Below are 12716 nucleotides of genomic sequence, written 5' to 3'. Positions count from 1 at the left end.
ACGTCGGCGGCGCCCTTGTCCGCCGCCGGTTCAACGATCACTCAGCCGCCCGCCGAGCCACTCCAGGGTCGCCGGGATCTCCCGCCGCCAGGTGTTGAAGTTGTGCCCGCCGCTGTCGAGGATGATCGACGAGATCCGGGTCGGCTCCTTCGCCGCGACCAGGTCGACGAACCGCAGCGTCTCCCGGTAGTTGTGCTCGCCGTGCCGGCTGCTGCTGACGAGCAGTGAGGTGTCGGGCGCGGGCCGGTGCCCGAGGTACCGGAACAGGTCGGCGTCGTCGCGCAGTTCCTCGTCCCCGTGGAAGAGATCGCCCGTCGTGGCGTCGTCCGGCGGCCGGTAGTACGGGGAGAGGCCCGCCCCGGCGGCGTACGTCCTCGGGTGGTGGATCGCGAGCTTCAGCGCGCAGTAACCCCCCGTCGAGTCGCCGACGACGCCCCAGCTCCTGGCTCCCTCGGCCACCCTGTAGTACTGCGACACGGCCTCGGGGAGGTCCTCGGCGAAGAAGGACTCGGTCCGCGGGCCGCCGGGCACGTCCACGCACTCGGTGTCGCGCGGCGGCGCCACGGTCGGCCGCATCATGACCAGGATCATCGGCCGCATCCTGCCGTCCTTGACCAGCGCGTGGGCGGTCTGCGGATAGTGCAGGCCCTTGACGAGCGCCTCCGCCGTCCCCGGATAGCCGGTGAGCACGACGGCGGCCGGGAACGTACGGGTGCGGTACCGCGGCTGGAAGTACTCCGGCGGCAGATAGACGTACGCGGGGCTCGCGATGTGCGTCCGGCGGCCCACCACCCGGACCTTCTGGAGCCGGCCGCCGATCTGCGGCCGCGCCCCGCCCGACACGTTGACCCGCCGGGTGCCGACCACCTCGAGCGACCCGGCCGCGCCCGCGGCACCGGTGTCGTGGTCGACGACGACACCCTGTCCGGACTCCTGGCCAAACAGGTCGGCCCAGCTCGCGTAGAACCCGAAGGCCTGGTTGGCGCCCAGGCCGACCGAGGCCAGGACGGCGGCCTGAGTGGCCGTCAGCAGGACGATCCGTCCCACCACGATCCACCGGCCGCGGCGCGCGAGACGCGGCCAGAACCACACCGTGCCGACGAACAGCAGCACGGCGGAGAGGACCACCAGTGCCAGCACCTTGTCACTCGTGAGACCCATGGGCTGTTCCCGCCTGCGCTTTCCGACCGGTGGCGCCGGCACCGCCGCCTTCACGGTGCCTTGCACAGGTCTTTCCTCGTCCTTTGGAGTGGCTTTCCCGAAGGGAGTGAACCTGGCCCCCCAGGACACCGTCCTAGAGGGCGCAATGTCGCCGGATGCCGGATTGGCACCGGATTCAAGGTCTCTCGCAGAACCATGGGATGCGATGTCTGTCAGGATAGATGGGGAAAAGTCCGGTGGGGTTCCGGAGCGCACGCGCCGGACGCGAGCCGTACTCCACGGTCCGCGGGCTGCATCCCACGGTCCGTCGTCCGTGCTCCACGACTCGCGCTCCGTACGGCACGGCCCGCGCTCCGTACTCCGCGGCCCGCGGCCCGTACTGCACGGCCCGCGTCCCGAGGCCGTGCCCGCCTGGGTCGCCAGGGCCTGCACGCTCGTGGGGGTCCTGGACGTCGCCGCGGGCGTCTTCCCGCGCTTCCGGCACAGCCGGATGCACACGCTCGCGGAGGTGCTGCCGGGCGCGCTCGGCCCGTTCGCCGCCGCCCTGTCGCTCAGCGCGGGTGTCCTGCTGCTGCTCCTGGCCCACGGACTGCGCCGGCGCAAGCGCCGGGCGTGGCGGGCCGCCGTGGTACTGCTCCCGGCGGGCGCGCTCGCCCAGTTCACGTACCGGCACTCGCTCGTCGGCGTCCTCGTCTCGCTCGCGCTGCTGGCCCCGCTGCTGCGCCACCGGGACGAGTTCACGGCGCTGCCCGACCCGCGCAGCCGCTGGCGTGCGCTCGCCAACTTCGTGCTGATGGGCGCCGGTTCACTCGCCCTCGGTCTGGTCGTCGTCAGCGCGCATCCGCACCGCATGGTCGGCGACCCGAGCCTCGCGGACCGCATCGAGCACGTGCTGTACGGGCTGTTCGGCCTCGAAGGCCCCCTCCACTACACCGGCACCACGTCCTGGACGGTGGCCTTCTCGCTCGGCGCGCTCGGCCTGCTGACCGCCGTGACCACGATCTACCTGGCCTTCCGCCCCGAGCACCCGGCGGCGCGCCTCACCGAGGACGACGAGACCCGGCTGCGCGCCCTCCTGGACAAGCACGGCGGCCGCGACTCGCTCGGCCACTTCGCACTCCGCCGCGACAAGGCCGTCGTCTTCTCACCGAGCGGCAAGGCGGCCGTGACCTACCGCGTCGTCTCCGGCGTGATGCTCGCCAGCGGCGACCCGATCGGCGACGTCGAGGCCTGGCCGGGCGCGATCGAGCGCTTCATGGACGAGGCCGTCGCACACTCCTGGACGCCCGCCGTCATGGGCTGCTCCGAGACGGGCGGCGAGGTGTGGACCCGCGAGACCGGCCTCGACGCCCTCGAACTCGGCGACGAGGCGGTGGTGGAGGTCGCGGATTTCTCCCTGGCCGGGCGCACGATGCGCAACGTGCGCCAGATGGTGAAGCGCATCGAGCGGGCCGGTTACGAGACCCGGGTACGGCGCATCCGTGATCTCGGCGAGGGCGAGCTCGACCGGATCCGCAGGGCGGCCGAGGACTGGCGCGGCACGGACACCGAGCGCGGCTTCTCCATGGCACTCGGCCGCATCGGCGACCCGGCGGACGGCGACTGCCTCCTCGCGACGGCCCATGGGACGGACGGCGTGCCGGGCCCGTACGGCGATCTGAAGGCCGTACTCCACTTCGTGCCCTGGGGCACGGACGGGGTCTCCCTGGACCTCATGCGCCGCGACCGCTCGGCGGACCCCGGCATGAACGAACTCCTCATCGTGGCCGCCCTCCAGGCCGCTCCCCGCCTGGGCATCACGCGTGTGTCGCTGAACTTCGCGATGTTCCGCGCGGCGCTGGCACGCGGCGAGAAGATCGGCGCGGGCCCGGTCCTGCGGGTCTGGCGCGGTCTGCTGGTGTTCCTCTCGCGCTGGTTCCAGATCGAGTCGCTCTACCGGTTCAACGCGAAGTTCCGTCCCGGCTGGGAGCCCCGTTTCGTCGTCTACCGCACCTCCCGGGACCTCCCGCGCATCGGGCTCGCCGCCCTGCAGGCCGAGGGCTTCCTGAGGCTCGCCCTGCCCCGCGTCCTCCCGCATGCCCTGCGCCGCCCGGGGCCGGCCCGCCCCTGCGCCCACGCGGTACCGGAACGCGACGTACGAGCGGCCTGAGCGGTACGGCGTACGCGCACGGGTCCGCCCGGCACCTCACCCCCTTGGGCCTAGGCTGGACGGTATGAGCAAGAAGAGCGGGCGAGGCCAAGTGTCAGGACTCCCGGCCTGGGACCGCTGCGCGGTCATGGGCGTCGTGAACGTGACCCCCGATTCCTTCTCGGACGGCGGCCACTTCTTCGACACGACCGCCGCCGTCAAGCACGGTCTCGACCTGGTCGCGCAGGGTGCGGACCTGGTCGACGTGGGAGGCGAGTCCACCCGCCCCGGCGCCGCCCGCGTCGACGAGGCGGAGGAGCTCAAGCGCGTCATACCCGTCGTCCGGGGCCTCGTCTCCGAGGGTGTCGTGGTCTCCGTGGACACGATGCGCGCATCCGTCGCCGAGCGCTCGCTCGCCGGGGGCGCCGTCCTCGTGAACGATGTCAGCGGCGGCCTCGCCGACCCGGCGATGATCCCGGCCGTCGCCGCCGCGGGCGCCCCCTTCGTGGTCATGCACTGGCGCGGCTTCCTGCAGGGCAGCACCGTGCGGGGCTCGTACGAGGACGTCGTCTCCGAAGTCGTCGACGAGCTCCACGCGCGCGTGGAGGCCGTTCTGGCGGGTGGCGTCGCCCCCGACCGGATCGTCGTCGACCCGGGCCTCGGCTTCTCCAAGGAGGCCGCGCACGACCTCGTCCTGCTCGCCCACCTCGACCGGCTGCGGGAGATCGGCCACCCGCTGCTGGTGGCCGCGTCCCGCAAGCGGTTCCTCGGCCGGGTGCTGGCCGGCCCGGAAGGCGCCCCGCCGCCCGCCCGGGAACGGGACGCCGCCACCGCCGCGGTCTCCGCGCTCGCCGCCCACCAGGGCGCGTGGGCCGTCCGCGTCCACGAGGTACGGGCCACCGCCGACGCCGTCCGGGTCGCCCGGGCCGTGGAGGGCGCCCGCGTCCCGCAGGGGCCGGGGATCTCAGAGGGAGCCCGGTGAGCGCCCCGCACACGGACGTCGAGCAGGTCGAGCTCGCCAACACCGCCTTCTACGAGGCGCTGGAGCAGGGCGGCTTCGAGGAGCTGTCCGCGCTCTGGCTGACCCCCTCCGACCTCGGCCGGGACGAGGAGTACCACGACCCGGCGCAGGCGGGCGAGATCTCCTGCGTCCACCCCGGCTGGCCGGTCCTCAACGGCCGCGGCGAGGTCCTGCGCTCGTACGCGCTGATCATGGCCAACACCGAGTACATCCAGTTCTTCCTGACCGACGTGCACGTGTCGGTCACCGGCGACACCGCCCTGGTGACCTGCACGGAGAACATCCTCAGCGGCGGCCCCCCGCCCGAGGACAGCGACGAACTCGGGCCGCTGGTGGGCCAGCTCGTCGTCGCCACGAACGTGTTCCGCCGCACCCCGGCCGGCTGGAAACTCTGGTCGCACCACGCCTCCCCCGTCCTGGCCGAGACGGACGACGACGAGCCGGACGACCCGTCCTCCTGAGGCACCGCCGCCCCCGGGAGGATGATCCCCGCCGTAGTACGTTGGTGATCGTGGCGCCGGTCACGAAGTCCGGCCCGACCGACGCCCGATGACCGACGACCGACGACCGACGACCGACAACTGCAGGAGTGATTCGCGTGGATCGTGTCGCGCTGCGCGGCCTCAAGGCCCGTGGTCATCACGGTGTCTTCCCCAAGGAACGCGAGGAGGGCCAGACCTTCATCGTGGACCTCACGCTCGGCCTGGACACGCGACCCGCGGCGGCCGACGACGACCTCACGAAGACCGTGCACTACGGCGTCCTGGCGGAGGAGGTCGTGGCCGACGTCGAGGGCGGACCGGTGAACCTCATCGAGACCCTCGCCGAGCGCATCGCCCGGACGTGCCTGAAGCACGAGGCGGTCCAGGAGGTCGAGGTGTGCGTCCACAAACCGGACGCCCCGATCACGGTCCCCTTCGACGACGTGACCGTCACCATCGTCCGGAGCCGGGCGTGAACGCGTTCGGCGGGAGCGGGAACGACCCGACCGTGCAGCCGGTCCCCACCTCCGTGGTCGAACAGGTGGACGCCGCCGACACAACCCTCCAGAACCCCGAGCGCGCCGTGCTCTCCCTGGGCTCGAACCTCGGCAACCGCCTGGAGACCCTCCAGGGTGCCGTCGACGCCCTGGAGGACACCCCCGGCGTCCGCGTCAAGGCGGTCTCCCCGGTGTACGAGACGGAGCCGTGGGGCGTCGAACCCGGCAGCCAGCCGTCCTACTTCAACGCGGTGATCGTCCTGAGGACCACCCTGCCGCCCGCCTCGCTCCTGGAGCGGGCCCACGCGGTCGAGGAGGCCTTCCACCGGGTACGGGACGAACGCTGGGGCGCCCGCACCCTCGACGTCGACATCGTGGCGTACGGGGACGTGCTCCGCAACGACCCGGAGCTGGTCCTGCCCCACCCGCGCGCCCACGAACGTGCCTTCGTCCTGGCGCCCTGGAACGACGTGGACCCCGGGGCCGAGCTGCCCGGCCACGGCCCTGTGGCACGGCTGCTCGCCGGGGTCCCCCGTGACGGTGTGGCGCCCCGGACCGACCTGGAACTCCAGCTGCCCGAGTAGTCGTTAAGGTCAGGACGCACGGAGGGCGGCCGCCCGACGGCACGCAAGCGCGAGAGGACTTGAGTGAAAGAGCTGCGCATCAGGACGCTGGTCACGGTGTTCCTCGTGGCCGGGGTGCTGTCCTGGGCAGGTGCCCGACTGTGGAACTCGCTGGGCACGCTCCCGCGGGTCCCGCTGGCGGCCCCGGTCGTCCTGGCTCTGATCGCGGCGGTCCTGCTGGCCACCGCGCTCTCCCTGCGGTCCCGGCTGAAGGCCCAGCGCGAGCGCCGCCCCGACGCCAAGGCGGTCGATCCGCTGATGGCGGCCCGCGCGGTCGTCTTCGGCCAGGCCAGCGCCCTGGTGGCCGCGCTCGTCGCCGGGATGTACGGCGGCGCGGGCGCCTTCCTCCTGGAGTTCCTCGACATCCCCGCCCGCCGCGACCAGGCCGTCTACGCGGGCTTCTCGGTCCTGGCGGGCATCGCCGTCATAGCGGCCGCCTTCTTCCTGGAACGGGTCTGCAAACTCCCGGAGGACGACGACACCCCGGGCACAGCGGCCCCGGCGGCCTAGCCGCTCCTCAGGGGCGCGGGGAACTGCGCGACAAGCCACGACGGCGCCGCACGCACCCACGAACGCACCGTCCCCGCCCCCGGCACCGCGCAGCGGACCCGCAGCGGATCCGCGGTGGACCCGTCAGCGGGCCATGATCAGACTCATGGCCTCGTTACGGGTCGCCGCGTCCCGCAACTGCCCCCGCACCGCGGACGTGATCGTCTTGGCCCCCGGCTTACGGATCCCCCGCATCGACATGCACATGTGCTCGCACTCCACCACCACGATCACCCCCCGCGGCTCCAGGATCTCCATCAGCGAGTCGGCCACCTGCGTGGTCATCCGTTCCTGCACCTGCGGCCGGCGCGCGTAGACGTCCACCAGCCGCGCCAGCTTGGACAGGCCCGTGATCTTCCCGGACGTGCTGGGGATGTAGCCGACGTGCGCAACCCCCCGGAACGGCACCAGATGGTGCTCGCACGTCGAGAACACCTCGATGTCCTTCACCAGCACCATCTCGTCGTGCCCCAGGTCGAACGTCGTCGTCAGCACGTCCTGGGCCGTCTGCCGCAGCCCCGCGAATATCTCCTGGTACGCCCGGGCCACCCGTCCCGGCGTCTCCCGCAGCCCTTCCCGGTCCGGGTCCTCACCGACCGCGATCAGCAGTTCCCGTACGGCGTTCTCGGCACGCTTCTCGTCGAACTCGCCGATCCGGCCCTCGCCGTCCAGCTTCACGGGGTCGATCATCTGGTGCCTCGTTTCTGTGCCTCGCACGCGTGTGGACCACGCGTCTCACGACCGGGCATACGAAGATGCCGCGCCCCCCAGGCTAGAACCTGGGGGGCGCGGCATCCATTCCGGGCCTGGTGAGGCCGCCGACGGCCGGGCCGTCAGCTCTCGGGACGGTCCTCGGGGGCCGTCTCGGTCACCGGCGGCGCCTCCGTGGAGGCACCGGCCTTGGCCGTGATCGCGGGGCTCGTCCCGTTCGTCCGCGACAGCTCCCTGGGGGAGAGCACCGGCGGGCGGGTGGACGGCGTGCGGCGGGAGGAGCCGGTCCACGCGGGGCGGGCCGGACGCTTGACGAGGGGAGCGAAGACCTCGGCGATCTGCTCCTTGTTCAGCGTCTCCTTCTCCAGCAGCTGCAGCACCAGCGCGTCGAGCACGTCGCGGTTCTCGACCAGGATCTCCCAGGCCTCGTTGTGCGCGTTCTCGATGAGCTTCTTGACCTCTTCGTCGACGAGCGCGGCGACCTCTTCCGAGTAGTCGCGCGGGTGCGACATCTCCCGGCCCAGGAAGGGCTCGGTGTTGTCGCCGCCGAACTTGATGGCGCCGAGACGCTCGGTCATGCCGTACTGCGTGACCATCGCGCGGGCCGTGGCGGTGGCCTTCTCGATGTCGTTCGCCGCGCCCGTGGTCGGGTCGTGGAAGACGAGCTCCTCGGCCGCGCGCCCGCCCAGCATGTACGCCAGCTGGTCGAGCATCTCATTGCGGGTCGTGGAGTACTTGTCCTCGTCCGGCAGGACCATCGTGTAGCCGAGAGCACGGCCCCTGGAGAGGATCGTGATCTTGTGGACCGGGTCGGAGTTCGGTGAGGCCGCCGCGACCAGGGCGTGTCCGCCCTCGTGGTACGCGGTGATCTTCTTCTCCTTGTCCGACATGATCCGGGTCCGCTTCTGCGGGCCCGCCACCACACGGTCGATCGCCTCGTCGAGCATGTTGTTGTCGATCAGCTTGAGGTTGCTGCGCGCGGTGAGCAGCGCGGCCTCGTTCAGCACGTTCGACAGGTCCGCGCCCGTGAAGCCGGGCGTGCGGCGGGCGACGGCCGACAGGTCGACGTCCGGCGCGACCGGCTTGCCCTTCTGGTGGACCTTGAGGATCTCCAGACGGCCCTGCATGTCCGGGCGGTCGACCGCGATCTGGCGGTCGAAGCGGCCGGGCCGCAGGAGGGCCGGGTCGAGGATGTCCGGGCGGTTCGTCGCGGCGATGAGGATCACGCCGCCCTTGACGTCGAAGCCGTCCATCTCCACGAGCAGCTGGTTCAGCGTCTGCTCGCGCTCGTCGTGACCGCCGCCGAGGCCGGCGCCGCGGTGGCGGCCGACCGCGTCGATCTCGTCGACGAAGACGATCGCCGGGGCGTTCGCCTTGGCCTGCTCGAACAGGTCACGGACCCGGGAGGCACCGACACCGACGAACATCTCGACGAAGTCGGAACCGGAGATCGAGTAGAAGGGGACGCCCGCCTCGCCCGCGACAGCTCGCGCGAGCAGCGTCTTGCCCGTACCGGGGGGCCCGTACAGGAGCACGCCCTTGGGGATCTTGGCGCCGACGGCCTGGAACTTCGCCGGCTCCTGGAGGAACTCCTTGATCTCGTGGAGCTCCTCGACCGCCTCGTCCGAGCCCGCCACGTCGGCGAACGTCGTCTTCGGGGTGTCCTTGGTGATGAGCTTCGCCTTGGACTTCCCGAACTGCATGACCCGGGAGCCGCCGCCCTGCATCTGATTCATCAGGAACAGGAAGACGACGACGATGAGGACGAAGGGGAGCAGGGACAGCAGGATGCCGACAAAGGCGTTCTGCTTGGTCGGCGAGACCGTGTACCCGTCCGGGATCTGCTTGTTCTGGAACTTGTCCTGGAGGGTGGTGGCCAGGTTCACACCCTGGTCGCCGATGTAGCTCGCCTGGATCTTCGAGCTGCCCTCGATCTTTTCGCCGTCTTTGAGCTCGGCCTTGATGATCTGCTCGTCGCCAGTGGTGATCTTGGCCTGCTGGACCTTGTTGTCACTGATCGCCTGGACGACCTGGCCTGTGTCCACCGTCTTGTAGCCGCCGGACGAGCCGACGACCTGCATCAACACGACCACGGCAAGGACGGCCAGCACGATCCACATGACCGGCCCACGGAAGTATCGCTTCACGTCCATCCATACGGAGCGGTGCCGCCCCGTCCCTCCTGCCATAGTGAGTTTGATAAGACTGTTATTCGGACGGTACCCCAGCATTGTCGCCCGAGGCTGCACGGTCCGGCTGACAGACCCCGTCCACATGTGCTCCAACGGCGCTGGAGCCGCTGGGGTTCCCGGTCGTCCCGCGGAGGTCGCACCCCCGCGGGCGGGACGTCACCCGTTCGGAGTGCCTCAGCCGCCGTAGACGTGGGGCGCGAGCGTACCGACGAACGGAAGGTTCCGGTACTTCTCGGCGTAGTCGAGGCCGTACCCGATGACGAACTCGTTCGGGATGTCGAAGCCGACCCACTCCACGTCGATCGACACCTTCGCGGCCTCGGGCTTGCGCAGCAGCGTGCACACCTTGAGGGACGCGGGCTCGCGGGAACCCAGGTTGGAGATCAGCCAGGACAGCGTCAGGCCGGAGTCGATGATGTCCTCGACGATGAGGACGTGCTTGCCCTTGATGTCGGTGTCGAGGTCCTTGAGGATCCGCACCACTCCGGAGGACTGGGTGCCCGCGCCGTACGAGGACACGGCCATCCAGTCCATGGTGACGGGGGTGGACAGGGCCCGCGCCAGGTCCGCCATGACCATCACCGCGCCCTTGAGGACACCGACGATCAGCAGGTCCTTGCCCGCGTACTCCGCGTCGATCTTCGCGGCCAGCTCGGCCAGCTTCGCGTCGATCTCTTCCTTGGTGATGAGCACCGACTTGAGGTCGGTGCCCAGGTCTTTCGCGTCCACCCGCATCACTTTCGGTCGTCCCACCGGCTGCTTCCCGGCCCTCCTCACGGAGGCGCCGCCTCCCGGAGGGGTTGCCCGCCGGGAGAGTCGCCGCCCGTGGGGCGACTCCTCTTCAGCCTTGCCGAATCACCAGTCTGCCACCCTGCCGCCGGGCGACCACTCTGCCCGGGAGGTTGATGGCCCCCTGGCCGCGCCAGCCGGTGATCAGCCGGTCGATCTCCTCGACGTGCCGGGCGAACAGCGATCCGGCGGGCGCCCCGGCCTCGATGGCGGCACGGCGCAGGACGCGGCGGCGTACGGCGGGCGGCAGGGCGTACAGCTTGGCGCACTCCAGGAGGCCCGCCGCGTCGCGTACGGAGGCCTCGGCCCGGCCGGCCCAGGCGTCGAGCGCGTCGGCGTCGTCGCGGGACAGCTGGGCCGTCCGCGCGAGGGCCTCCACGACACCCTTGCCGAGCGCCTTCTCCAGGGCGGGCAGCCCTTCGTGGCGCAGCCGGGAGCGGGTGTACGCCGGGTCGGCGTTGTGCGGGTCGTCCCAGACGGGCAGCGACTGGACCATGCAGGCCTTGCGGGCGGTCTGCCGGTCCAGGTGCAGGAACGGGCGGCGGTAGCGGCGGGCGGCGCCCGGCCCCCCGGAGACGGCGGCCATACCGGACAGCGAGCGCGTCCCTGAGCCCCGGGCGAGGCCCAGCAGGACGGTCTCGGCCTGGTCGTCGCGGGTGTGGCCGAGCAGGACCGCGGCGGCGCCGTGCCGCTCGGCGGTGGCGTCCAGCGCGGCGTACCGGGCGTCCCGGGCGGCCGCTTCGGGGCCGCCCTCCCGGCCGACGGTGACCGCGACCGCCTCGGCGGGCCCGAGGCCCAGCTCGGTGAGCCGCAGGACGACCTCGTCGGCGCGCAGGTCGGAGCCGCTCTGCAGCCCGTGGTCCACGGTGACGCCGCCGGCGCGGATGCCGAGTTTCGGCGCTTCGAAGGCGAGGGCGGAGGCGAGCGCCATGGAGTCGGCGCCGCCGGAGCACGCGACGAGGACGAGCGGCGCGCGCGAGGGCGCGTCGGAGGCGCGGTCCGGGGTGTACGCCGGGGCGTGGTCGGTCAGGACGTCGTGGAGTACGCGGCGGACCGCCAGGCGTATCGCCGCGACCGCAGGATGGGGACCCATGTCCGGTTCCCTTCATGAAATTGTCGGGGGGTGAGCCCGGGTTCGGTCACTCAGAGTGTGTCGATGGTGACAGAGCCGGGCGGTTCCCCGAGCATTGCACGCCTACCCGTGCCCCACGGTCCCTCGGACGGGTGATTGAAGAGGCGTTCACCTGCCGTCGGCCGGATTCAGCTCACGACTCCGCCCTACGGTGCACCCGCGCGACCCAGTCCGCCGGTTTGGCGATCTCCGACTTGGTGGGGAGGGTGTTCGGCGAGGTCCACACGCGGTTGAAGCCGTCCATGCCGACCTCGTCCACGACCGCGCGGACGAAGCGCTCGCCGTCCCGGTACTGGCGCAGCTTGGCGTCGAGGCCGAGCAGCTTGCGCAGGGCGAGGTCGAGGCGGGAGGCGCCGCGGGCGCGCCGCTGCTGGAACTTCTCGCGGATCTCGGCGACGGACGGGACCACCGCCGGGCCGACGCCGTCCATCACGAAGTCGGCGTGTCCCTCCAGGAGGGACATCACCGCGGTGAGCCGGGCGAGGATCTCGCGCTGGGCGGGGGTCTGCACGATCTCGACGAGGGAGCGCCCCTCGTCGCCGTCCTCGCCCTCGGGGCGGTTGCCGGCCAGGGACTGGGCGGCCTCGCGGACGCGTTCCAGGACGGTCATGGGGTCGACCTCGGTCTCCCCCAGGAACGACTGGATCTCGCCCTCCAGGTGGTCGCGCAGCCAGGGCACGGCCGTGAACTGCGTGCGGTGGGTCTCCTCGTGGAGGCAGACCCAGAGCCTGAAGTCGTGCGGCTGGACGTCGAGTTCGCGCTCCACGTGCACGATGTTCGGCGCCACCAGGAGGAGCCTGCCGCCGCCGTTCGGCGCGCCGGGCGGGCCGCCGGCCGGGAGCTCGGCGCTGGCCGGGGCGAACGTCTCGTACTGGCCGAGGACCCGGGAGGACAGGAAGGACAGCAGCATGCCCAGCTCGACGCCGGTGACCTTGCCGCCGACGGCTCCGAGGACGGCTCCGCCGGGGGAACTGCCGCGACGTTCCTGCATCTTGTCGAGCAGCGGTTTGAGCACCTCCCGGAACCCGGCGACGTTCGCCCGCACCCAGCCCGGGCGGTCCACGACGAGGACGGGGGTGTCGTGCAGGTCGCCCCCGCCCATCCGCGTGAACGCGCGGACGTGTTCCTCCGACGCCTTGGCATGCCTGCGCAGCTCGGCGACGACGGCCCGGGCCTCGTCGCGGCTCACCTCCGGGCCCGGTCGTACGAGCCGGGTCGCGGTCGCCACCGCGAGATTCCAGTCGACCATCTCCGCACCACGGATGCTCATGCCGTCAACCGTACGTGAGCGCTGCCGCTGTTGGCAGGGGTGGACCGTGGGGGTGCCCGGTTGTGGGTCGCGTGCGGGTGCGTCGTGGCCGGGCGCGCAGTTCCCCGCGCCCCCGAAAGCCCGGAGGCTGGGGTGCAGCACCGCTTCGGGGGCGCGGGGAA

At 71.7% G+C, this 12716-nt stretch carries 12 protein-coding genes; 6 read left to right on the top strand and 6 right to left on the bottom strand.

Annotated elements, in window-relative coordinates:
• Positions 1-30: 30 nt before the first annotated feature.
• Positions 31-1161: an esterase family protein gene (locus QFZ75_RS21550; RefSeq protein ID WP_307539266.1), complete on the bottom strand. Its 1131-nt coding sequence runs from the start codon at positions 1159-1161 to the stop codon at positions 31-33.
• Positions 1162-1540: 379 nt separating this feature from the next.
• Between QFZ75_RS21550 and QFZ75_RS21545 the strand changes: the two genes are divergently transcribed.
• The 6 genes from QFZ75_RS21545 (at position 1541) to QFZ75_RS21520 (ending at position 6422) form a co-directional block, all read left to right on the top strand.
• Positions 1541-3310: a phosphatidylglycerol lysyltransferase domain-containing protein gene (locus QFZ75_RS21545; RefSeq protein WP_307544667.1), complete on the top strand. Its 1770-nt coding sequence runs from the start codon at positions 1541-1543 to the stop codon at positions 3308-3310.
• A 64-nt stretch (positions 3311-3374) separates the two neighbouring features.
• Entirely contained in the window at positions 3375-4271 is an 897-nt protein-coding gene (folP, locus tag QFZ75_RS21540; RefSeq protein ID WP_307539264.1) for a dihydropteroate synthase, read from the top strand.
• Complete coding sequence (locus tag QFZ75_RS21535) at positions 4268-4771, top strand: nuclear transport factor 2 family protein (protein ID WP_307539261.1); 504 nt, start codon at positions 4268-4270, stop codon at positions 4769-4771. Before folP ends, QFZ75_RS21535 begins: the two co-directional genes overlap by 4 nt.
• 137 nt (positions 4772-4908) lie before the next feature.
• Positions 4909-5268, top strand: a complete 360-nt coding sequence (gene folB / locus QFZ75_RS21530; protein WP_307539259.1) for a dihydroneopterin aldolase — start codon at positions 4909-4911, stop codon at positions 5266-5268.
• Positions 5265-5873, top strand: a complete 609-nt coding sequence (gene folK, locus QFZ75_RS21525; RefSeq protein ID WP_307539257.1) for a 2-amino-4-hydroxy-6-hydroxymethyldihydropteridine diphosphokinase — start codon at positions 5265-5267, stop codon at positions 5871-5873. The genes folB and folK overlap by 4 nt, the downstream gene beginning before the upstream one ends.
• A gap of 63 nt (positions 5874-5936) precedes the next feature.
• Entirely contained in the window at positions 5937-6422 is a 486-nt protein-coding gene (locus QFZ75_RS21520) for a DUF3180 domain-containing protein (RefSeq protein ID WP_307539255.1), read from the top strand.
• A gap of 123 nt (positions 6423-6545) precedes the next feature.
• Here the strand turns inward: QFZ75_RS21520 and folE are convergent, their stop codons facing one another.
• From folE to QFZ75_RS21495, 5 genes are all read right to left on the bottom strand, one after another.
• Positions 6546-7151 (bottom strand): GTP cyclohydrolase I FolE, encoded by a 606-nt coding sequence (gene folE, locus QFZ75_RS21515; protein ID WP_307539253.1) that lies wholly within the window; start codon positions 7149-7151, stop codon positions 6546-6548.
• 143 nt (positions 7152-7294) lie between these two features.
• Entirely contained in the window at positions 7295-9325 is a 2031-nt protein-coding gene (gene ftsH, locus QFZ75_RS21510; RefSeq protein WP_307544665.1) for an ATP-dependent zinc metalloprotease FtsH, read from the bottom strand.
• Between the two features lie 213 nt (positions 9326-9538).
• Positions 9539-10099, bottom strand: a complete 561-nt coding sequence (gene hpt / locus QFZ75_RS21505; RefSeq protein WP_307544663.1) for a hypoxanthine phosphoribosyltransferase — start codon at positions 10097-10099, stop codon at positions 9539-9541.
• Positions 10100-10205: 106 nt separating this feature from the next.
• On the bottom strand, positions 10206-11246 hold the full coding sequence (gene tilS, locus QFZ75_RS21500; RefSeq protein WP_307539251.1) for a tRNA lysidine(34) synthetase TilS: 1041 nt from the start codon (positions 11244-11246) through the stop codon (positions 10206-10208).
• A 172-nt stretch (positions 11247-11418) separates the two neighbouring features.
• On the bottom strand, positions 11419-12555 hold the full coding sequence (locus QFZ75_RS21495; protein ID WP_307539249.1) for a zinc-dependent metalloprotease: 1137 nt from the start codon (positions 12553-12555) through the stop codon (positions 11419-11421).
• Between the last annotated feature and the right edge of the window lie 161 nt (positions 12556-12716).

This window comes from Streptomyces sp. V3I8, assembly GCF_030817535.1.
Taxonomy (GTDB): Bacteria; Actinomycetota; Actinomycetes; order Streptomycetales; family Streptomycetaceae; genus Streptomyces.
The sequence above is the reverse complement of the archived record's forward strand: the minus strand, read 5'-3'. Positions and strand labels throughout refer to the sequence as shown.